Source organism: Halobacterium sp. KA-6 (assembly GCF_021029015.1).
GTDB lineage: Archaea > Halobacteriota > Halobacteria > Halobacteriales > Halobacteriaceae > Halobacterium.
Genome location: NZ_JAJJZH010000001.1, coordinates 1 through 17,456 on the forward strand (window position 1 = coordinate 1; position 17,456 = coordinate 17,456).

Annotated in this window: 21 protein-coding genes, 1 tRNA gene and 1 pseudogene; 11 read left to right on the forward strand and 12 right to left on the reverse strand. The window is 68.4% G+C overall.

The features are described 5' to 3' along the window. Nucleotides 1-135: pseudogene (locus LPA46_RS19055) on the reverse strand (ABC transporter ATP-binding protein); the annotation flags it as partial. 135 nt (nt 136-270) lie between these two features. Between LPA46_RS19055 and LPA46_RS00005 the strand changes: the two are divergent. Next, nucleotides 271-1,182 carry a decarboxylating 6-phosphogluconate dehydrogenase gene (locus tag LPA46_RS00005; protein WP_230890854.1) on the forward strand — a complete coding sequence of 304 codons (912 nt, stop codon included), beginning with the start codon at nt 271-273 and terminating at the stop codon, nt 1,180-1,182. A 6-nt stretch (nt 1,183-1,188) separates the two neighbouring features. Here the strand turns inward: LPA46_RS00005 and LPA46_RS00010 are convergent, their stop codons facing one another. Further along, nucleotides 1,189-1,770: a DJ-1/PfpI family protein gene (locus LPA46_RS00010; RefSeq protein WP_230890855.1), complete on the reverse strand. Its 582-nt coding sequence runs from the start codon at nt 1,768-1,770 to the stop codon at nt 1,189-1,191. Nucleotides 1,771-1,863: 93 nt separating this feature from the next. On the opposite strand from LPA46_RS00010, the gene LPA46_RS00015 reads away from it, so the two are divergent. The 3 genes from LPA46_RS00015 (at nt 1,864) to LPA46_RS00025 (ending at nt 4,088) form a co-directional block, all read left to right on the forward strand. Beyond that, complete coding sequence (locus LPA46_RS00015; protein WP_230889388.1) at nt 1,864-2,445, forward strand: 2Fe-2S iron-sulfur cluster-binding protein; 582 nt, start codon at nt 1,864-1,866, stop codon at nt 2,443-2,445. Nucleotides 2,446-2,608: 163 nt separating this feature from the next. Then, complete coding sequence (locus tag LPA46_RS00020) at nt 2,609-3,964, forward strand: MATE family efflux transporter (protein ID WP_230891621.1); 1,356 nt, start codon at nt 2,609-2,611, stop codon at nt 3,962-3,964. A 51-nt stretch (nt 3,965-4,015) separates the two neighbouring features. Beyond that, a tRNA-Arg gene (locus tag LPA46_RS00025) sits at nt 4,016-4,088 on the forward strand. A 100-nt stretch (nt 4,089-4,188) separates the two neighbouring features. On the opposite strand, the gene LPA46_RS00030 is transcribed toward LPA46_RS00025, so the two are convergent. From LPA46_RS00030 to LPA46_RS00040, 3 genes are all read right to left on the reverse strand, one after another. Then, nucleotides 4,189-4,923, reverse strand: a complete 735-nt coding sequence (locus LPA46_RS00030; protein ID WP_230890856.1) for an MBL fold metallo-hydrolase — start codon at nt 4,921-4,923, stop codon at nt 4,189-4,191. Between the two features lie 127 nt (nt 4,924-5,050). Beyond that, nucleotides 5,051-5,461 carry a hypothetical protein gene (locus LPA46_RS00035; protein WP_230890857.1) on the reverse strand — a complete coding sequence of 137 codons (411 nt, stop codon included), beginning with the start codon at nt 5,459-5,461 and terminating at the stop codon, nt 5,051-5,053. A gap of 73 nt (nt 5,462-5,534) precedes the next feature. Continuing rightward, the gene (locus LPA46_RS00040; protein ID WP_230890858.1) at nt 5,535-6,239 is read right to left on the reverse strand and encodes a DUF502 domain-containing protein; all 705 of its coding nucleotides are present in this window, start codon (nt 6,237-6,239) and stop codon (nt 5,535-5,537) included. Between the two features lie 114 nt (nt 6,240-6,353). Here LPA46_RS00040 and LPA46_RS00045 point away from each other — a divergent pair, with 114 nt between their 5' ends. Continuing rightward, complete coding sequence (locus LPA46_RS00045) at nt 6,354-6,902, forward strand: DUF7504 family protein (RefSeq protein ID WP_230890859.1); 549 nt, start codon at nt 6,354-6,356, stop codon at nt 6,900-6,902. On the opposite strand, the gene corA is transcribed toward LPA46_RS00045, so the two are convergent. The 3 genes from corA to LPA46_RS00060 are packed head-to-tail and all read right to left on the reverse strand — an operon-like array spanning nt 6,899 to nt 8,545. Beyond that, nucleotides 6,899-7,867, reverse strand: a complete 969-nt coding sequence (gene corA / locus LPA46_RS00050; RefSeq protein ID WP_230890860.1) for a magnesium/cobalt transporter CorA — start codon at nt 7,865-7,867, stop codon at nt 6,899-6,901. The genes LPA46_RS00045 and corA overlap by 4 nt on opposite strands. Then, a complete protein-coding gene (locus tag LPA46_RS00055) occupies nt 7,864-8,052 on the reverse strand; it encodes a hypothetical protein (RefSeq protein ID WP_230891639.1) in 189 nt (62 codons plus the stop codon). Before LPA46_RS00055 ends, corA begins: the two co-directional genes overlap by 4 nt. A 19-nt stretch (nt 8,053-8,071) precedes the next feature. Next, complete coding sequence (locus LPA46_RS00060) at nt 8,072-8,545, reverse strand: deoxyuridine 5'-triphosphate nucleotidohydrolase (protein WP_230890861.1); 474 nt, start codon at nt 8,543-8,545, stop codon at nt 8,072-8,074. A 165-nt stretch (nt 8,546-8,710) separates the two neighbouring features. Between LPA46_RS00060 and LPA46_RS00065 the strand changes: the two genes are divergently transcribed. From LPA46_RS00065 to LPA46_RS00080, 4 genes are all read left to right on the forward strand, one after another. Beyond that, entirely contained in the window at nt 8,711-10,696 is a 1,986-nt protein-coding gene (locus tag LPA46_RS00065) for an aconitate hydratase (RefSeq protein ID WP_230890862.1), read from the forward strand. Nucleotides 10,697-10,799: 103 nt separating this feature from the next. Then, the gene (gene rimI / locus LPA46_RS00070) at nt 10,800-11,303 is read left to right on the forward strand and encodes a ribosomal protein S18-alanine N-acetyltransferase (RefSeq protein WP_230889362.1); all 504 of its coding nucleotides are present in this window, start codon (nt 10,800-10,802) and stop codon (nt 11,301-11,303) included. Between the two features lie 22 nt (nt 11,304-11,325). Next, entirely contained in the window at nt 11,326-11,703 is a 378-nt protein-coding gene (locus tag LPA46_RS00075; RefSeq protein ID WP_230889361.1) for a DUF5810 domain-containing protein, read from the forward strand. A gap of 24 nt (nt 11,704-11,727) precedes the next feature. Beyond that, the gene (locus LPA46_RS00080; RefSeq protein WP_230890863.1) at nt 11,728-12,147 is read left to right on the forward strand and encodes a DUF5809 family protein; all 420 of its coding nucleotides are present in this window, start codon (nt 11,728-11,730) and stop codon (nt 12,145-12,147) included. Here the strand turns inward: LPA46_RS00080 and LPA46_RS00085 are convergent, their stop codons facing one another. Beyond that, a complete protein-coding gene (locus tag LPA46_RS00085) occupies nt 12,148-12,585 on the reverse strand; it encodes a metal-dependent transcriptional regulator (RefSeq protein ID WP_230890864.1) in 438 nt (145 codons plus the stop codon). A gap of 93 nt (nt 12,586-12,678) precedes the next feature. On the opposite strand from LPA46_RS00085, the gene LPA46_RS00090 reads away from it, so the two are divergent. After that, complete coding sequence (locus LPA46_RS00090; RefSeq protein WP_230890865.1) at nt 12,679-13,251, forward strand: NUDIX hydrolase; 573 nt, start codon at nt 12,679-12,681, stop codon at nt 13,249-13,251. Nucleotides 13,252-13,448: 197 nt separating this feature from the next. Next, the gene (locus LPA46_RS00095; protein ID WP_230890866.1) at nt 13,449-13,817 is read left to right on the forward strand and encodes a rhodanese-like domain-containing protein; all 369 of its coding nucleotides are present in this window, start codon (nt 13,449-13,451) and stop codon (nt 13,815-13,817) included. Nucleotides 13,818-13,912: 95 nt separating this feature from the next. Here LPA46_RS00095 and yciH read toward each other — a convergent pair whose 3' ends face one another. From yciH to LPA46_RS00110, 3 genes are read right to left on the reverse strand one after another with little or no spacing between them, the layout of a single operon-like run. Continuing rightward, nucleotides 13,913-14,206, reverse strand: a complete 294-nt coding sequence (yciH, locus tag LPA46_RS00100) for a stress response translation initiation inhibitor YciH (RefSeq protein ID WP_058980746.1) — start codon at nt 14,204-14,206, stop codon at nt 13,913-13,915. Nucleotides 14,207-14,240: 34 nt separating this feature from the next. Next, complete coding sequence (locus LPA46_RS00105; RefSeq protein WP_230890867.1) at nt 14,241-16,433, reverse strand: transglutaminase TgpA family protein; 2,193 nt, start codon at nt 16,431-16,433, stop codon at nt 14,241-14,243. After that, the gene (locus LPA46_RS00110) at nt 16,430-17,455 is read right to left on the reverse strand and encodes a DUF58 domain-containing protein (protein ID WP_230890868.1); all 1,026 of its coding nucleotides are present in this window, start codon (nt 17,453-17,455) and stop codon (nt 16,430-16,432) included. Before LPA46_RS00110 ends, LPA46_RS00105 begins: the two co-directional genes overlap by 4 nt. Nucleotide 17,456 lies beyond the last annotated feature (1 nt).

Sequence of the window (17,456 nt, forward strand, 5' to 3'; positions counted from 1 at the left end):
GGCGCGCTCGACGGCGTCGCGGTCCTCGTCGGTGAGTGGGTCGAGGAAGCCACGGTGGGGGTACCTGCCGTGGGACGCGAGGTCTTCGACTGTGAGGCCGCCGGGCGCCGCGTTCTCCTGGTCGAGGCGGCCGGTACGCCGACCTCTGGAACGTCCAGACAACCACGTTGGACGAGTAATCGGCCGTTCCTCGCGGGTCGCTGTGGTATTGTCGGCTGTTGGCGGCCGGCTTATCGCAACCACTACCTACCGCGGCCGGGAGGTCGACGTATGGAACTCGGTGTTGTCGGTCTCGGTCGCATGGGGCGCATCGTCGTCGACCGGTGTCTGGACGCGGGCCACGACGTGGTCGCGTTCGACATCGACGCGGACGTCCGCGCGGACGCGGCGGACGCCGGCGCGACGCCTGCGGAATCGATTCCCGACCTCGCGGCGGAACTCGGCGACGAGAAGCGCATCTGGCTGATGGTCCCCGCGGGCGACCCCGTCGACGCCGCGCTCGACGAACTCGCACCGGAACTCGACAGTGACGACGTGGTCGTGGACGGCGGGAACAGCCACTTCGAGGACTCGACGCGGCGCGCCGACGAACACGACTTCGCGTACCTCGACTGCGGCACTTCCGGCGGCCCCGCGGGCGCGGAACTCGGCTTCTCGCTGATGGTCGGCGGCCCCGAGTGGGCATACGACGAACTCACGCCCGTCTTCGACGCCGTCGCGACCGGCCCGGACGGCCACGACCGCATGGGCCCCGAGGGCTCGGGCCACTACGTGAAGATGGTCCACAACGGCGTCGAGTACGCTCTCATGCAGGCGTACGGCGAGGGCTTCGAACTCCTCCACGAGGGCCGCTACGACCTTGACCTCGAAGCCGTCTCGAAGACGTGGAACAACGGCGCCGTCATCCGGTCGTGGCTACTCGAACTCTGCGAGGAAGCCTTCCGCGAGGAGGGCAACGACCTCGGCGACGTCGCCGACCACGTCGCCGGCGGCTCCACGGGCACGTGGACGGTCCAGGAGAGCCTCGAACAGGAGGTCCCCCTCCCGATTATCTACCAGGCGCTCGCCGAGCGCTTCGACTCCCGCGCCAGCGGCGACGGCGAGGGGCGGTTCGCGCGGCGGCTGGCGAACCGGCTGCGGTACGGGTTTGGTAGACACGAGGTCGCTCGAAAAGACGAATAAACGCGGTCAGTAGTCGTTCTCGTACTCGATTTCTTCTGCCACTTGCTCGGCAATCTCGGGCGAGAACTCGCGTTCGACGAGGTGAAGCGCGAGGTCGATGCCCGCGGTGACACCACCAGCAGTGAGCACGTCGCCGTCGTCGACGCACCGCTCGTCGCGGACGTCGACGCCGTAGTCCGCGAGGTCGTCTTTCGCCGACTCGTGGGTGGTCGCTGGCCGTCCCTCCAGCAGGCCGCCCTCCGCGGCGACGAGCGCGCCCGTGCAGACCGTGGCGATGGTCGCGCCGCCCTCGTGGAGCGTGGCGAGGCGTTCGGGGAGCGTACCGTCTTGGACTTCTGCCCACGCGCCGTGCTCGCCGCGGTCGTTCCACCCGCCGCCGGGAACGAGCACGAGGTCGGGCGTGCCGATGAGCACGTCGTCGGGTTCGACGCGGAGGCCGTGGCTCGCAGTCACGCGGTCGCTCGGGACGAGCGTCTGCAGGCTCGCGTCGAGGTCCGCGCCGAAGTCGGCAGCCGTCCGGAACACCTCGTAGGGCGCGACCGCGTCCAACTCGTCGAACCCCTCGTACAGCAGTATCGCGACGTCCATGCGGCGGCGTTCGCGCCATCCCCTCAAAACTCGCCCGGAGCGGGGCGGTGAGCAATCACAATACTGTTAAGCGACCTCTCCGTACCGCCGGACATGGTGAACACACTGGGGCTGCTGCTCGGTCTCGGGATGGCGCTCACGCTCGTCGGGCTCCACTTCCTGAAGGGCACGCCGAAGCCCGTCCCCGAGGACATCGCCAGCGAGGTCCTCGAACAGCGCGCCTCGACGGTTCCGGAGACCGACTTCCCGGAGCCGTACAACCGCTCCATCGGCGGTGGCGGCGGCGCCGGCGCAGTCGCGGGCGGCGCTGCGGAAGGCGAACTCGAGGAGGAAGGCGAGGAAGAGGAAGGCTTCGACCCCGAATCCATCCCGGAGGACGAGGTTGAGTACTACGAAATCGAGTTCGTCAAGGAGGGCGAGACCATCGAGGTCGCGAACAACGAGAGCATCCTCGACGCCGGCGAAGAGGAGGGCTGGGACCTCCCGTACGCCTGCCGTCAGGGTCAGTGTCTGTCGTGTGGTGGCCGCGTCGCCAGTGGCGAGGACTCCCACGACCTCGTCCGGCACACGAACAACGAGACGCTCAGCGACGACGAGATGGAGAAGGGGTACATGCTGACGTGTACCGCCTACCCGACCGCGGAGTTCTCCATCGAGACCGACGAGACGCCGTAACTGTCGGTCGCCGTTCTTCTCGCGTTCCACGTAAGCCGGCAACTCGTGCGGTTTGCCGGCTTTCTTCGAGCCGGAGTTTTCAAAACGGGCCGCTTCGTGAGGGTCCGTAGTGCCCGAAACCCGCTCGACGAGCAGCATCACCGAAGGCGACCTCGTCGGCCCGATGATTCGGCTCGCCTGGCCGATGGTCGTCATCCAGCTCCTCCAGGTGACGTACAACCTCGCGGACACGTTCTGGCTCGGCCGGCTGTCCGGGAACGCCGTCGCTGCCATCAGCCTCGCGTTCCCGCTCGTCTTCTTCCTCATCTCCGTCGGCGGCGGGTTCACGACCGCCGGCTCGATTCTCGTCGCGCAGTACACGGGCGCCGACAGCGAAGGCTCCGCGGGGAAGGTCGCCGCCCAGACGATGGGTTTCGTCGTCGCCATCTCGACGGTTCTCGGCATTATCGGCCACTTCGTCACGCGGGACATGCTCGCGTTGCTGCCGGCGCAGGCGGAGACCGCCCGGGTCGTCGTGCCGCTGGCCGGCGACTACATGGAGGTGTTCTTCCTCGGGATGCCCGCGCTGTTCGGCTTCTTCGTGTTCTCCGCGCTGATGCGCGGCTACGGCAACACCCGCACGCCGATGCGCGTGATGTTCGTCAGCGTCGCCCTCAACGTCGTCCTCGACCCGTTCCTCATCTTCGGCTGGTGGGTGTTCCCCGAGATGGGCATCGCGGGCGCCGCCGTCGCCACCATCTTCGCGCGCCTCGTCGCCGCCATCATCGGTGTCTACGTGCTCTTCTTCACGGATGCCGGCCCCGACATCTCGCTGTCGCAGTTCGCGCCCGACGTCTCGATGATTTCCCGCATCGTCCGCGTCGGCACGCCCAGCGCCGCCGAGCAGTCCACGAGCGCGCTCGCGATGATTACGCTCACCGCGATGGTGGCGTCGTTCGCGCCCGCCGTCGTCGGCGCGTTCGGCCTCGGTAACCGCCTCATCTCGCTGGTGTTCCTGCCCGCGATGGGCCTCGGGCGCGCCACCAACACGATGGTCGGCCAGAACCTCGGTGCGAAACAGCCCGAGCGGGCCGAACGCGCCGTCTGGCTCGCCGCGAAAGTCGCCGCCGGCGTCCTCTTCGCGGTCGCCATCGTCGCCGCCATCTTCCCGCGGCCAATCGTCGCGGTGTTCCTCAGCCCCGGCGCGGAGAACGCCGCTGCCATCGTCGAGTACGGGTCGACGTACGTCCGCATCCGTGCCATCGAGTTCGTCTTCGTCGGCGTCGTCCAGGTCCTGCTCGGCGCGTTCCGCGGTGCCGGCAACACGAAGACCGCGATGGTGATTTCGATGGTGACGCTGTGGATCGGCCGCGTCCTCACGGTCTACCTCTTCGCGTTCGTGCTCGCGTGGGGTGCCACCGGCATCTGGGTCGGGATGGCCTTCGGGAACATCACCGGCGCAATCGTCGCCGCCGCGTGGTTCACGCGTGGCACGTGGAAACGCACGCTCGTCGACGCCGACGAGTCCGAGACCGCCTGACCTACTCGGACTCACAACCGTTATACCGTCGCCCCCGCTACCACACGCCGAGGGCGCGTAGCTCAGCGGACAGAGCACTTGGTTCCGGACCAAGATGTCAGGGGTTCAAATCCCTTCGCGCCCGCTTCTCAGAGGACTCTCACCGGCCAGCGACGCGCGTGTCGCTGGCCACGAACCGACGAATAGCGACGACTTGCGGCGTGCTCGATAGGACCTTTCTCGCCTTACGCGCTGACCTGCTCCCCATCTTCGGGAACGTGAACGTCCTCCGTCGCCGACCGGAGTTCGTCACGGGTGAGCAAGCAGTGGTTGATTGCCTCCATGTGAACGACGACGACCGTAGCGTCGGTCGCCTCGCGGACGGCGGCGATGCCCTCGACGCCCATCGTGATGGGGTCGCCCTGTTCGAACTGTGCTTCACCGCCGTTCAGCACGACCATATCCGGGTCGAAGCGGTCGAGCGTTTCCTCGACTGGCTCGTACCAAATCGTGTCGCCAGCGACGTACACCGTCTCGTCGCCCTCGAACACGAACCCGGAAACGGGAGCCATCTCCTCGGCTAGTTCACCGTGCCCGTGGCGGCCGGGCGTCCGGTGAATGGTGACGCCCTCGAAGGCGGTTTCGTCGTCGACGGGGCGAACGTCGGTGAAGCCTTCGTCGGCGAAGGCGTCTGCCTCTTCGGGCTGACAGAACAGCGGCACATCGGCGTCGACTTCGTCGCTGGCCGCCTCGCCCCAGTGGTCGGGGTGGCGGTGAGTGACGACGACGGCGTCGTAGGACAGGTTGACGTCGGGCAGCGGGACGAGCGGGTTCCGGCGGTCGTTCGGCGAGTTCGGCACGGGCGGATTCTCACCGGGTGACGCGAACATCGGGTCGACGAGGAACGTCGTGTCACCGACGTCCACGAGGGCGGTGGCGTTGCGAATCAACTGCACGCTGGCGTCGGTTGCCGTCGACATACGAAAACGCCTACGAGGGCTGTCGGGATGGGAGTTCCGTCGACACAATCCGACCCGTGCGGCGTCCGACGCCTACACTGTGAGGTGCACTGCTACCCTCCTTCGATGCGCGGTATCTGGTCCCTCGTCAGCCCGCGTACACGTCCTCGACGGCCCCGACGACGGGTTCGATTGGCTCGTCGCGGTCGAGCGCGACGAAGAGGCCTTCGTCGTCGAAGTAGATGCGGACGAGCGTGAAGGCGTCGAGACTTGTGGCGTGGTAGCGGACGTCGCTGGCGAGCGGGAACAGCCGGTCGGTGAAGAAGTCGGTCTCGGTGAAGTCGATGTGGACGTAGGAGTGAATCTCCTCGAAGTGGTCCAGCATGTGGGTTTCGTCGTCGTAGAACGAGAGCGTGACGTCGTCGACGTACAGTAGCGCGAAGTCGTCGGCGGTGAATTCGACGAACGACCGCAGCGTCCCGTCGACGGTGTCTTCGACTGCGCGCTGCATCGCTTCGGCGTCCAGCGAGGTGAGCCCCGGGGCGTTCGAGACCGGCATGTGGGTTAGTTTACTGATTTCCGGGAGGTGGCTTGTGAAGGTTTCGCCGAGCGCGAGGCCGTGGCGTGCCGACTCACGGCTGGTCCGCGGTCTCGTCGCGGTCGTCGTCGGCCGGGGCGACGCCCATCGCGGCGAGTTCGTCGTCGTCCAGTTCGATGGCGTCGTTCCCCGAGCCGTCGGCCATCCCTGTCGTCATGAGGATGCGGATGGCCGCGCGGACGCTGAGGTCGGCGTCGTAGACGCGGCTCTCCGGGACCATCAGGAGCGCGCCCTGCGTGGGGTTAGGGCTGCCCGGCACGAAGACGTTGTGCGCGGGTTCGCCGGCCACGTCGCCGACGCCGCCCGGGCTCTCGCCGGTCTTCAGGCCGAGCCGGTAGAGGCCGTCGCGCTCGTACTCGACGTACACCGCGGACTCGAAGTCCGAACTCCGCGTCGAGACAGAGTTCGCCATCTGCTTGACGCTGCCGTAGATGGTGCGGAAGACCGGGACGAAGTTGACGAGGCGGCCGGTTCGCCCGAACACGCGCCGTCCCACGGGTCGCTTGGCGAACGCACCGAGCACGGTGACCGCGACGAGCAACACCGCGAGCGCGACCAGCTGCGCCAGCAGGTAGTTGTCGGCGGTGTACCTGGCGAGTCGGGTCCCCTCGACGATTGGCTGCATCTGGCCGGCCAGCAGGTTCGTGACGAACCGGAGGATGACGAGCGTCGCGACCAGCGGCGCCACCAGCACCACTCCCGCCAGAAAACTGCTCTTCAGAGATTCCTTGAGCCGCATATCCCGAACGGGCGCGCTGCGGAGAAAAGTGTGGCGGTGGGGTGCGTTCGTGTCACCACAGAGACCACATGTCAAAGTTTATGTCGGTGGGGTAAGATTATCAGCCGAACACGAATGCGAGGGGAGGGGCCTACCGATGACTCGACACACGTTCTCGTCACTGGGGCTGACGCGACGGCCGCCGACGCGGGCGTCCCGCCGTCGTCGAACGTTCTCGGCGTCACCTACGAGACTGCCGCGGAAGCGTGGCTCGGAGAGTTCCAGACCGGTCCGGAGCGCGCCGCCGTCGTGAGTGTTGGGGAGCACTCGCGGGCGGCCGCCGCGACGACGCCGGACGCCGGCGCTAGCGCGGCCACCGACATCGCCGCTGCGGCAATGGGCGCCGTCGAGACCGTCTCCGAGGTCGAGGACGTTGCGGGCGTCGGCGTGCTCGTCAACGACTACGTGTCGACGTGGGACGGCGAGACGACCGTCTACGTCGACGACTTCTCGGTGCTACTCGGCGAGACGTCCACCGAGACCGCGTTCCGGTTCGCGCACGCGCTGACGTCGTGTGCGGCCGCGAACGACGCCCACGTCGTCGCTGGCCTCGACACCGCCGACCAGCCGGCACACGTCGCGGCGACGTTCTCGGAACTGTTCGACGACGTCTGCGAGGCTTAGACCCAGTCCTCGCGGCGGAAGTACGCCACCAGTATCAGCGCCATCGCCCCCATGCCGACCATCACCGCCGGGTAGCCGTACTGCCACGCTAATTCGGGCATGTACTCGAAATTCATGCCGTAGACGCCCGCGACGAACGTCAGCGGGAGGATGACGGTGGCGACGACGGTGAGCTTCTTCATCGCGTCGTTGGTGGACATCGACAGCGCGTTCAGGTAGATGTCGCGCGCGCCGCTCGTCAAATCGCGGTACGTCTCCACGAGGTCGACGAGCTGGACGAGGTGGTCGTAGACGTCCCGGTAGTACTTCTCGGCGTCCTCGCCGATTTGCTCGGGGTCGCCGCGCGCGAGCACGCCGACGGCCTCCCGCGTCGGCCACAGCAATCGACGTACGGACAGTAGGTCGCGGCGCAGGTCGTTGATGCGTTCGAGGACGTCCTCGCCGGCGGCGTCCACGACCTCGTCCTCAACCACTTCGATGTCGTCCTCGATGTCGTCCAGAATCGAGAAGTAGTCGTCGACGACGCGGTCGAGACAGCGGTACGCGGTGAAGTCCGCGCCCCGGGAGGCGAGCCGCGGCTCCTCACGGTGAACCCGCTCCCAGACGTCGTCCAGCGCCTCGATGCGCTCGGGCTCGACGGTGACGAGCCAGTCGTCGCCGAGGAAGAGCCCGACCTGCTGGACGTGGAGCTCCTCGGCGAACGCGACGTCGCCGCGCTGGAGGGTCGCCGCCTTCACGAGCACGAACGTGTGTTCGTCGAACTCCTCGACCTTCGGGCGCACGTCCCCGCGCACGTCCTCAACCTCCAGTGCGTGGATGTCGTAGGCGTCGGCGACGCTGTCGAGTTCCTCGTCGGTCGGGTCGGTCACGCGCACCCACGTCGTCCCCTCGGCGTCGCGCGCGGCTTCGAGGTCGGTCCACTCCGCGAGGCCGTCGGCCGCGTAGACGACGCAGTCGGTGGTCACGCCGCCACCTCCTGGCCAGCCGTGATGCTCAACAGCGTGATGCCGACGATGAGCGCGGTGATGCTGAACGCCCGCCCCGGGTACGGGACGGCGGTGCCGACGACGTAGCCCGCGATACCGGCGGCAGTCACGGCGACGCCGGCCGCTCGCAGCCAGTGCATGCTCAGGTGCTCGCGGCCGGCCACCAAAAGTACCCCTCCCGGACTACTCGACGCGCTCGCCCTGGTAGCTGCCGTCGTAGGTCTCGGCGTGCTCGGCGTCGGCGAGGACGAGTTGGGCGACGCGCGCGCCGCGTTCGAGTTCGACCTCGTGGTGGACCTGCAACAATCCCTCGCCCTTCCCGGTGTAGCCGGCGTCCCAGACCGCGGTGTTGAGCATGCAGGAGTTGCGCATCAGCGACGACCGCGGGTAGAGGAAGCCGACGTGGTCCTCGGGGATGGCGATGGTCTCGGCGTACTGGAGGATGTAGCCGCCCGGGGTGAGTGTGAACGTCTCGGTGCCGTCGTCGCTGGGCTCGACTGGCTGGCGGTCGCCGATGGTCTTGCCCTCGGTGCCGATGCGGCCGGGTTCGCGCTGTTCGAGGACGGTTTCGACGGTGAGGTCGACGCCGTTGGGCTGGACCTGTGCTTCCGTGACCGGGTCGACGTGGTCGGCGACGAATGCGCCGCTCTCGTACATGGCGTTGGAGTCGCCCTCGCAGTCCTATGCTCTGTCGGTCGACGCCACCGCTATGTGTGGATAGTTCACACGGATCAAATAAGGTCTTAGGCCGCGTATTAGGCGAATACGCCAGTCCTGAAACACGCGGGATTTATAATCTTCGAAGGGGCATCTTCGGACGCTATGGGACAGACGCTCACGGAGAAAATCCTCGACGACCACCTCGTCGAGGGCGAACTCGAGCCCGGTGAGGAAATCGGGATCGAGATCGATCAGACGCTCTCCCAGGACACCACTGGGACGATGGTCTGGCTGCAGTTCGAAGCCCTCGAAATGGACGAAGTCCAGACGGAACTCGCGGCTCAGTACTGCGACCACCAGACCTATCAGTTCGACTTCAAGAACACCGACGACCACCGCTTCCTGCGCTCGGCAGCCGGTACGTACGGCGCGTACTTCTCCCGGCCAGGGAACGGCATCTGCCACAACGTCCACAAGGAGAACTTCGCCGCACCCGGCAAGACGCTCCTCGGTTCGGACAGCCACACGCCGACCCCCGGCGGGCTCGGTCAGCTCGCCATCGGCGCTGGCGGCATCGACATCGCCGTGGCGATGGGCGGCGGCGCCTACCACGTCGAGATGCCGGAAGTCGTCAACGTCCGCCTCGAAGGCGAGCTCCCCGAGTGGGCCACCGCCAAGGACGTCATCCTCGAGCTCCTGCGTCGCCTCTCCGTGAAGGGCGGCGTCGGCAAGGTGCTCGAATACACGGGTCCGGGCGTGGAGACGCTCTCGGTGCCCGAACGCACCACCATCACGAACATGGGCACCGAACTGGGCGCCACCTCCTCCATCTTCCCGACCGACGAGAAGACCGAGGACTGGCTCGCGCAGTTCGACCGCGAGGACGAATTCGTCGACCTCGGCCCCGACGAGGACGCCGAGTACGCCGACGAAATCGTCGTCGACCTCTCGGACCTCGAACCGCTCGTCGCGAAGCCGTCGATGCCCGACGAAGTCGTCCCCGTCCGTGAGGTCGAGGGCGAACAGGTCGAACAGGTCATCGTCGGCTCCTGTACGAACGGCGCCTACGAGGACATCCTGCCCTCGGCGAAGATGCTGGAAGGCCGTCAGATCAACGCCGGCACCGAGATGATCGTCGCGCCCGGCTCCAAGCAGGCCTCCGAGATGCTCGCCCGTGAAGGCTGGACCGCCGAGATGATGGCGGCCGGCGTCAACTTCTCCGAGGCGACCTGCGGTGCCTGTATCGGTATCGGCCACGTTCCGGCCTCCGACTCCGTCTCGCTGCGGACGTTCAACCGGAACTTCGAGGGCCGCTCGGGCATCGAGGACGACTCGGTGTACCTCTGCTCGCCGGAAGTCGCCACCGCGGCGGCCATCGCCGGCGAAATCGTCGACCCGCGCGACCTCGCCGACGAACTCGGCGACCTCGAGGCGCCCGGCTTCGAGATGGGGACGACCTACACCGCGGGCTACGGCGAAGGCGACGCCGACATCATCACGCCCGAGGAGGCCATCGACGACGAACTCATCAAGGGTCCGAACATCTCCAGCGTGCCGGTCAAAGACCCCATCGACGCGGACGTCGGCGGTGAGACCCTGCTGAAGATGGGCGACAACATCACGACTGACCACATCATCCCGGCGACCTCCGACATCCTCAAGTACCGCTCGAACATCGAGCGGCTCTCGGAGTTCACGCTCTCGCGCATCGACGACACGTTCGCCGAGCGCGCGAAGAACGCCGGTAGCAGCGTGCTCGTCGCGGGCGAGAACTACGGTCAGGGTTCCTCCCGCGAGCACGCGGCGATGTGCCCGATGTTCCTCGGCGTGGAAGCGGTGCTCGCACAGAGCTTCGCGCGCATCCACAAGGCCAACCTGTTCAACTTCGGCCTGATTCCGCTCACCATCGACGAGGAGACCTACGAGCGCATCGAGCAGGGCGACGACATCGAAATCGTCGACGACGCCCGCGCGGGCGTCGAGTCCGGCCAGGAGGAGTTCACCATCCGCGTGAACGACGACTGGGAGGCGACCGCCTACCTCGACGCGTCCGACCGCGAGCGCCGTACGCTCGCGGCCGGCGGGAAGCTCTCGCTGACGAAGCAGCGCCACGGCGACAGTGGCGCGACGAGCTCCGCCGACGACTAAGCGCCTCGACTTTCTCTCCTTTCTTTCTCGGCCCGACAGCGTCGGCGCCGTGCAATCTTCGGCTGCCACAGCGCCTTTATTCGCGGTGTCCATAGGGGGGAGCGTGACGACCGTCGCACCGCCGTCGTCGGACACGGCCATCCGGCAGGCGACCCGCGCGGACCTGCTGGACGTGTTCGGCATCGAGAAGGAGGTGTTCGACCAGCCGTGGCCGTACTCGGCGTTCGAGCGGCAGGTCGGGACGCCCGCGTTCCTCGTCAGCGAGACGGGTGGCCCCGTCGCCGCGAACGGCGAGATTACGGGCTACGTCGTCGCGGACACGATTCCGAACCACCGCCAGCCGCTCGGCCACGTCAAGGACATCGCGGTCCACCCGGACAGCCGCGGCGAGGGCATCGGTGCGGCGCTGTTGCGGCGCTCGCTGTCCGCGCTCGCCGGCCAGGGCGTCCGTAGCGTGAAACTCGAAGTCCGGCGGAGCAACGACGCCGCGATGAACCTCTACGAGAAACACGGCTTCGAGTACCTGCGCACGCTCCCGCAGTACTACTCGGACGGCGAGGACGCCTACGTGCTCGTCGCGAACCTCGAAGACCGTGACGCGTTTTAGGCGGTAGCCCCTCCCTTCGCGCATGGGCTACGAGTGTCCGGTCTGCGGCGTCGACGAGGCGGACGGCGAACACCTCGCGAACCACCTCGCGTTCACGGCGCTGGTCCGCGGTGGCGACCACGAGGCGTGGCTGGACGACACCGTCCCGGACTGGGAGGACCGCGACCCCGAGTCGCTGGCCCCCGACGTGACCGAGCACGCCGAGGAGACGGACACCGAGACGGTGACCGAACCGCACGGCCACGAGATGCCGGCCGTCGAACAGCACGGCGACGCCGACCTCTCCGGGGAGGCCGCCGCGATTCTCGACGAAGCACAGGACATCACCGAGCAGCTCCACGAGTCGTCGCTGGCGAGCCCCGACCCCGAGGACGGCGACGACGACTCCGAAACCCAGTAGGGCGTCCAGACTGTTCTTTCGCGCATGACAGAGACGCGTGGCGTGCTCGCGCCGGCGACCGAAGCCGAGGTTCGCGAGCGCTTCGAGGGCGTGGGACCGGCCGCACAGACAGTCACCCGCGAGGTCGCACGCGCGATGGAACTCTCCAAGGAGGAGTACGACGAGCGCGTCACCAGCGACGTGGTGGGCGCCGCCCGCGAAGCCATGTTCGCCTCGCTCCTCGAAGTCGAGGTCGGCGACTACGAAGAGTTCGAGGCCGCGAAAGCCGACCACCCCGACGCGGAAGTCCACGAGAACGGGAGCGACCAGGTGGACAACGCCGCGTGGCACTACGTGCCGTTCGCGGACGCGCTGGTGGCGACGACGTTCCAGAACGAGCCCGACGCCGCCGTCGCGACGCTGCGCCGCATCGCGTTCAGCAACTTCTACGAGCCGGTTCTCTGACTACCGCGACACCTGGTAGTCCGGACAGCACTCCGCGAAGTCCGCGTCGGGCGCCGAACACCGCCCCGTGCAGGGGTGGTCGATGTGGCGTTTCAGCGCGCGAGCAGCCCCCTCGGAGAGCGCGCCGCCGATGGAGTCGGAGTCGACGCCGTCGAGCCCGAGGTCGTCGGTCGTGAAGTTCTCGACGAGACACCGCTTCCACATGAGTTCGCGCGTGACCGTCTCGCCGTCGCCGGTGAGCGTCGCGCCCTCGTAGCGCTCGTAGTCGACGAGCCCGCGCTCCGCGAAGTCCATCATGCGTTCGGTGACGGTCGCGGGGTCGACGTCGAGCCGGTCGGCGACCTCCCCGGTCTTGGCTGGGCGACCCTCCTGTGCGGACACCAGCAGGATGGCGCTGAGGTAGCGGCCGGCCGTCTTCGAGAGCTCTCCCCCACTCATCTCGCGTGTTGGTCCGCCCCTCGGAGGGAAAAGGCTGTTCCCGGCCACGCCGAGTCCCCGGGAGGCTTTGTAGGCGAGTCCGTACGGCCGGCCATGCGCGACCACGACTGGCCGGTCGTCGACGCCGTGACCGAGTACGAGACGAGCTGGTACGACGGCGGCTACGACCGCGTCGAGCAGCCCGACGGCTCGCTGAAAGACTACTACTGGGCGGAACTGCCGCCGGCGGTCGTCGTCGTCGCCGTCGACGACGGGGACGTGTTGTTCGTCGACCAGTACCGACCGACGATTCGCGAGCAGTGCATGGAACTCGTCGCGGGGATAGTGGAAGAATCGAGTGAAGAGACAGCGGACGTCGCACCCACCCCGGACCGCGAGTCGTACGTCTCGGCGGGCCGCCGCGAACTCCGAGAGGAGACGGGCTACGAGGCCGACGGCGTCCACTTCCTCGAGTCGTTCTGGACGGCGACGGGCGTGCTCCGCCACCAGCGCGGCATCGTCTTCGCGGAGGGACTCACAGAAATCGGCCGCGACCTCGACGACAACGAGTTCCTCTCCGTCGAGCGCGTGCCCGTCGACGAGGCGCTCTCGGTGGCGCGCGCGCCGCCCGCCAACGACGCCACCATCGAGGGCTTGCTGCTGGCGCAGGCCGACGGCTACCTGTGAACCGCAGCGACGGCGAGCACCGGGTGGCGGTGTTCGCGGTCGTCCTCGCGCTCCTCCCGTCGCGGGTCTCGCATCGGCACGTGGACGTTTCTACGTGGCATGGTGGAACATAACACAGCCAGGCTCTTCGTCGTTGTGGCAGTCGCGTTCCTTCCCCGACCGCAAGCCGTAACTCCGCGTAGACCCAGGTACGGCACATGGACGGCGAGATTTCCGCCGACGAACTCGAAGCACTCCTCGACGATGGCGAGGACGTCCGCATCGTCGACATCCGCCCGCGGGCGGCCTTCGAGCGCGGTCACATCCCGAACAGCGAGAACATCCCGTTCTCCGACCTCCCCCAGTCCGTCGACCAGCTCGAGGGCGCGGACCGCGTCGTCACCGTCTGCCCCCACGGGCAGGCCAGCCAGCAAGCCGCGCGACTCGTCAAGTCCTACGAGGGGCTCGACGAGGACGCGCGCGTCGAGAGCCTCGCCAGCGGCATCACCGGCTGGGACGGCGAGGTCGCCGCTAACGAGCGCGACGAAGGCCCCGACACCGAATCTGCGACCGAATCCCCGTTCTGAACGCCGCGCTGGTCTTCTGGAATAACTAAACTGCGGAGCCGTGCGGCTCGGCGGCGCGAATACTGAGAGAGAAGTGGTGGTCGTCGACGCGCGGGTTAGGCGACGTTGAAGCCCTTGTCGCGGAGGAAGTCCTCCACGCGCCCCGAGTGGTTGCCTTGGAGTTCGATTTCGCCGTCCTCGACAGTGCCGCCGCACGCGAACTTCGACTTGAGGTCCGACGACAGGCTGTCGAGGTCGACGTCGTTGGGGTCGAATCCTTCGATGACGGTAACTTCCTTTCCGTAGCGTCGCTCGTCGATGCGGATTTCGATTTGCTGGGACTCTTTAGCGACGTCCTCGCAGACGCAGAGTTCCTCGGGCAACCCGCACGTCGAGCACACCTCAGACATTACACGTGTGCGTACGAAATCCGCCTATTAAACACTATCGCCGAGGGTCGGGCAGGCGGCTGTTTTCGGCGGCCAGCGACCGCGCGAGCCGTCTCGCTTCGGCGGCGTCGGCTCTGTCGACGCGACCCGCGTACCGCGCGCGCTCTCTGAGGGCCGCGACCCGGCGCGCTCGGTCGTCAGCGTGGACGTCAGCGACGAAGTCGCGAACTGTTTCACCCGACTCGCGCTCGCGGTGCTGGCGTTCGAGGACGTACTCCACGCGCTCGAAGGCCTCCTCGACTTCCTCGCGGGGGTCGCCGCGGGGCAACCACCGCAGACACACCGCTCGGTAGACGCGCCCGCTGAGTCCGGAGTAGCGCGCGCCCGCGACCGCGCCGCCGACGAGCACGCCCCAGACCAGCAGCGTCGACGCTGGCGGCAGCGTCGGCCCACCACTGCTCCCCGTCGCTCCACCCGGGCCAGTTGGCGGAGTCACGTTCGCGGGGTCCGAATACCTGCCTTCGAGGTTGCCGACGCCGTATGCGGCCTGCTCCGTCGGCGCGTCCGACTGGCCGACGCCGGCGCTCGTCGTCTCGGTAGTCGCCGTCGTCGTGGTCGTCTCGTTCGTCGGCGTCCACGTGCCGTCCTGACTACCCGCCGCGTCGACGCTCTCGGTCCCGCTCGCGCGCGCCGCCGTGATGCGCTGCTGTTCGACGCTCGTGCGCTCGCCGCTCGGCGTCGGGTCGAAGCGAACCCAGCCGCGGTCCGGCACGTACACCTCGACCCACGCGTGCGAGTCCAGCCCCCGCACCACCCACTCGTCCTCGGCGACCTGCTGGCCGGGCGTGAAGCCGGTGACGAACCGCGCGGGCACGCCCTGCGAGCGCAACATGACGGTCATCGCGCTGGCGAAGTACGTGCAGTAGCCGGGCGCGTCCCCGAGCACGAACTCGGTGACGAGGTCGTCGTCGGGCTTCGGCGCGTCCAGCGAGTACTGCTTGTTCGCCTCCAGCCAGCGCTCGAGGGCGGCCGCGTGCTCGGAGTTCGACTCCGCGCCCTCGGTCAGCGACGCCGCGAGGTCGACCACGCGGTCGTCCGTGCTGTCCGGCAACTGGAGGTACGTCGCCGCGACGCGGTCGGGGACTGCACCCGTCTCCCGCGAGAGGTCCACGGAGTCGTTGACTGGCCGTCGGCTCTCGACGACGTAGGAATCCCCAGCCCGCAGCGTCGGTCCGTCAACGAGCAGGCCACCGTCGGCCACTTCGGCGTCGATGCCGCTCACGGACAGCGGGACGGGCGCGGACGGCAGCACGTCCAGCGTGCGCTCGGCGGTGATGCGCTGGCGCACGCGCTCCCCGGTCGGCGCTGGGGCCGTCGCCGAACCGACGTCCGCGGTCCGCACCCAGCCGTCGCCCGTGTAGCGGTCGTAGACGCCCGCCTGGTAGTACGAGGCGCGCTCGGACTCGACGACGAACTGGACGCGCGGGTCGAGGTCGAGACTGCCGCCGACGTCGACGTAGCCGTCCGCGCTCACGAGGCTGCCCGCGCTCGGGTTCGACGACGACGCCGGCACGAGCGGCGACTGCCCGCCCGGCACCGCGGTCACCGTCGCGGACCCGACTATCATCACCGCGAGCGCGACCGTCAACACCTGCGTCTGGCGGGCGCTCGCGGCGTGTGCAGCGAGCGTGCCGAACCCGACCGCGCCCGCCGCCGCGAGCACGCCGACGAGCGTTGTAGTCGTCGTGCTGTCCCCAGTCAACACGAAGAAACCGAGCGTGGCCGCTGCGACCCCGGCGGCTCGCGTGTGCTGGCCGCGGAACGCGAGGTACGCCGCGAGGAACGTCGGTGCGGGCGCGACCGCGGTCGCCCACGCGCCCGCGGCGGGCATCCGCAGCACGGAGTAGCCGGTCAGCAGCGCGACCGTGTCCTGCAGGACGCGCAGCGGCGACAGCGCGTCGAAGTACGCCGGCGGGACCGCCGACAGGTAGAGCCCGAGGCCGCCCACCAGTATCGCCGATGCCAGTCCGACCGCGTACGTCCACGGAAGCGCCCGCAGCACGCCCGCCAGCACGACCGCGCCGACCACAACTCCGACGAACAGCGTCGGGTCGTCGACGACCGTGACGACGTCGTACAACACCGAGAGGTACGCCGCGACGACGACGGCGACGCAGCCGCCCGCTGCGAGGCTCCGCCACGAAACCGACCAGTCGCTCGCGGCGTCTGGAACGTGCGCGGTGCTCACGCCGACACCTCCCCGCGATTCGCAGGATTCGTCCGTTCCGGTCCGGCGCTGCGGCCGACGAACTCCGCGTACCGGTAGTCCGTCCCGCCGACGGTCACGGTGACGTGCTCGCCGCTCTCCGGCGCGTGCACGACGACGTCGGCGTCCTCCCGTCGGTGTTGGGGGAGCCGGCCGCGCTCGAACGTCGCGAGCGCACCGAGCAGTCGGCGGCGGTGCGGGTCGCCGTGCGCGGGTTCGACGCTCCCGGGCGTGGTCGCCACGCCGACGGCGACGCCCGCGTCGAGGAGGTGGACGGCGACGCTCGCGGCGGCCTCCGCGACGGAGTCCGCGCGCGGCCCGACCGCCTCCGCCGCGACCGTCACGCGGTCGGTCGCGCCCTCGCCGGCGTACTCGGTGACGGCGAAGTCGTTCGGGCGCTTCGCCGACGCCTTCCAGTTGATGTCGCGCAGCGGGTCGCCGCGCTCGTACTCGCGGACGCCCGCGAACTGCTCGCGGTCGTCGGTCACGCCCACGTACCCCGACAGCAGCGCCGCCGTGTCACGGAGTTCGTGGACGCGCGGGAACACCGTCACGCGCTCCTGCGTGCCGGCGACGAACCCCACTTTCCACAGCCCGAACGGGTCGGTCGCGCGCACCGAGCACGGGCCGACGGAGCCGACGCCGCGCTCGGCTAACTCGACGTCGTAGGTCAGCGTGCGCCCGTCCGCCTCGGCGTCTCGCTCGCTGTCGCCGTGCAGCCCGTCGGAGAGCCGGTCCCGAATCGTCGCCGGATACGGCTGCGCCGCGTCGACGACCAGTTCGACGGTCCGCCGGTCGCCCTGATAGCCCTCGCTCGGCGCGGTTCGCTCGACGCTCGGCTCCGGAAACGTGTGGACGTAGAGTCTCGTCACTCCGAGGAGCGCAGCAGCCGGTACGACAACGGCGTTCAGGCTGCGGCCGCCGAACGCGTACCCGAGCACGACGCCGAGCACGGCGACCGCGAGCACCACCTTCCCGCGGCGCGTGAGCTTCGTCGTCGCCATG

What these genes read in the sequence shown, in the direction of transcription:
- LPA46_RS00110 (WP_230890868.1), bottom strand. Translation starts at nt 17,455, where the DNA reads ATGGCGACGACGAAGCTCACGCGCCGCGGGAAGGTGGTGCTCGCGGTC.
- LPA46_RS00005 (WP_230890854.1), top strand. Translation starts at nt 271, where the DNA reads ATGGAACTCGGTGTTGTCGGTCTCGGTCGCATGGGGCGCATCGTCGTC.
- LPA46_RS00060 (WP_230890861.1), bottom strand. Translation starts at nt 8,545, where the DNA reads ATGTACGAGAGCGGCGCATTCGTCGCCGACCACGTCGACCCGGTCACG.
- LPA46_RS00045 (WP_230890859.1), top strand. Translation starts at nt 6,354, where the DNA reads ATGCGAGGGGAGGGGCCTACCGATGACTCGACACACGTTCTCGTCACT.
- LPA46_RS00065 (WP_230890862.1), top strand. Translation starts at nt 8,711, where the DNA reads ATGGGACAGACGCTCACGGAGAAAATCCTCGACGACCACCTCGTCGAG.
- LPA46_RS00010 (WP_230890855.1), bottom strand. Translation starts at nt 1,770, where the DNA reads ATGGACGTCGCGATACTGCTGTACGAGGGGTTCGACGAGTTGGACGCG.
- LPA46_RS00080 (WP_230890863.1), top strand. Translation starts at nt 11,728, where the DNA reads ATGACAGAGACGCGTGGCGTGCTCGCGCCGGCGACCGAAGCCGAGGTT.
- LPA46_RS00085 (WP_230890864.1), bottom strand. Translation starts at nt 12,585, where the DNA reads ATGAGTGGGGGAGAGCTCTCGAAGACGGCCGGCCGCTACCTCAGCGCC.
- LPA46_RS00040 (WP_230890858.1), bottom strand. Translation starts at nt 6,239, where the DNA reads ATGCGGCTCAAGGAATCTCTGAAGAGCAGTTTTCTGGCGGGAGTGGTG.
- LPA46_RS00035 (WP_230890857.1), bottom strand. Translation starts at nt 5,461, where the DNA reads ATGCCGGTCTCGAACGCCCCGGGGCTCACCTCGCTGGACGCCGAAGCG.
- LPA46_RS00095 (WP_230890866.1), top strand. Translation starts at nt 13,449, where the DNA reads ATGGACGGCGAGATTTCCGCCGACGAACTCGAAGCACTCCTCGACGAT.
- LPA46_RS00015 (WP_230889388.1), top strand. Translation starts at nt 1,864, where the DNA reads ATGGTGAACACACTGGGGCTGCTGCTCGGTCTCGGGATGGCGCTCACG.
- LPA46_RS00075 (WP_230889361.1), top strand. Translation starts at nt 11,326, where the DNA reads ATGGGCTACGAGTGTCCGGTCTGCGGCGTCGACGAGGCGGACGGCGAA.
- LPA46_RS00090 (WP_230890865.1), top strand. Translation starts at nt 12,679, where the DNA reads ATGCGCGACCACGACTGGCCGGTCGTCGACGCCGTGACCGAGTACGAG.
- LPA46_RS00020 (WP_230891621.1), top strand. Translation starts at nt 2,609, where the DNA reads ATGATTCGGCTCGCCTGGCCGATGGTCGTCATCCAGCTCCTCCAGGTG.
- LPA46_RS00030 (WP_230890856.1), bottom strand. Translation starts at nt 4,923, where the DNA reads ATGTCGACGGCAACCGACGCCAGCGTGCAGTTGATTCGCAACGCCACC.
- yciH (WP_058980746.1), bottom strand. Translation starts at nt 14,206, where the DNA reads ATGTCTGAGGTGTGCTCGACGTGCGGGTTGCCCGAGGAACTCTGCGTC.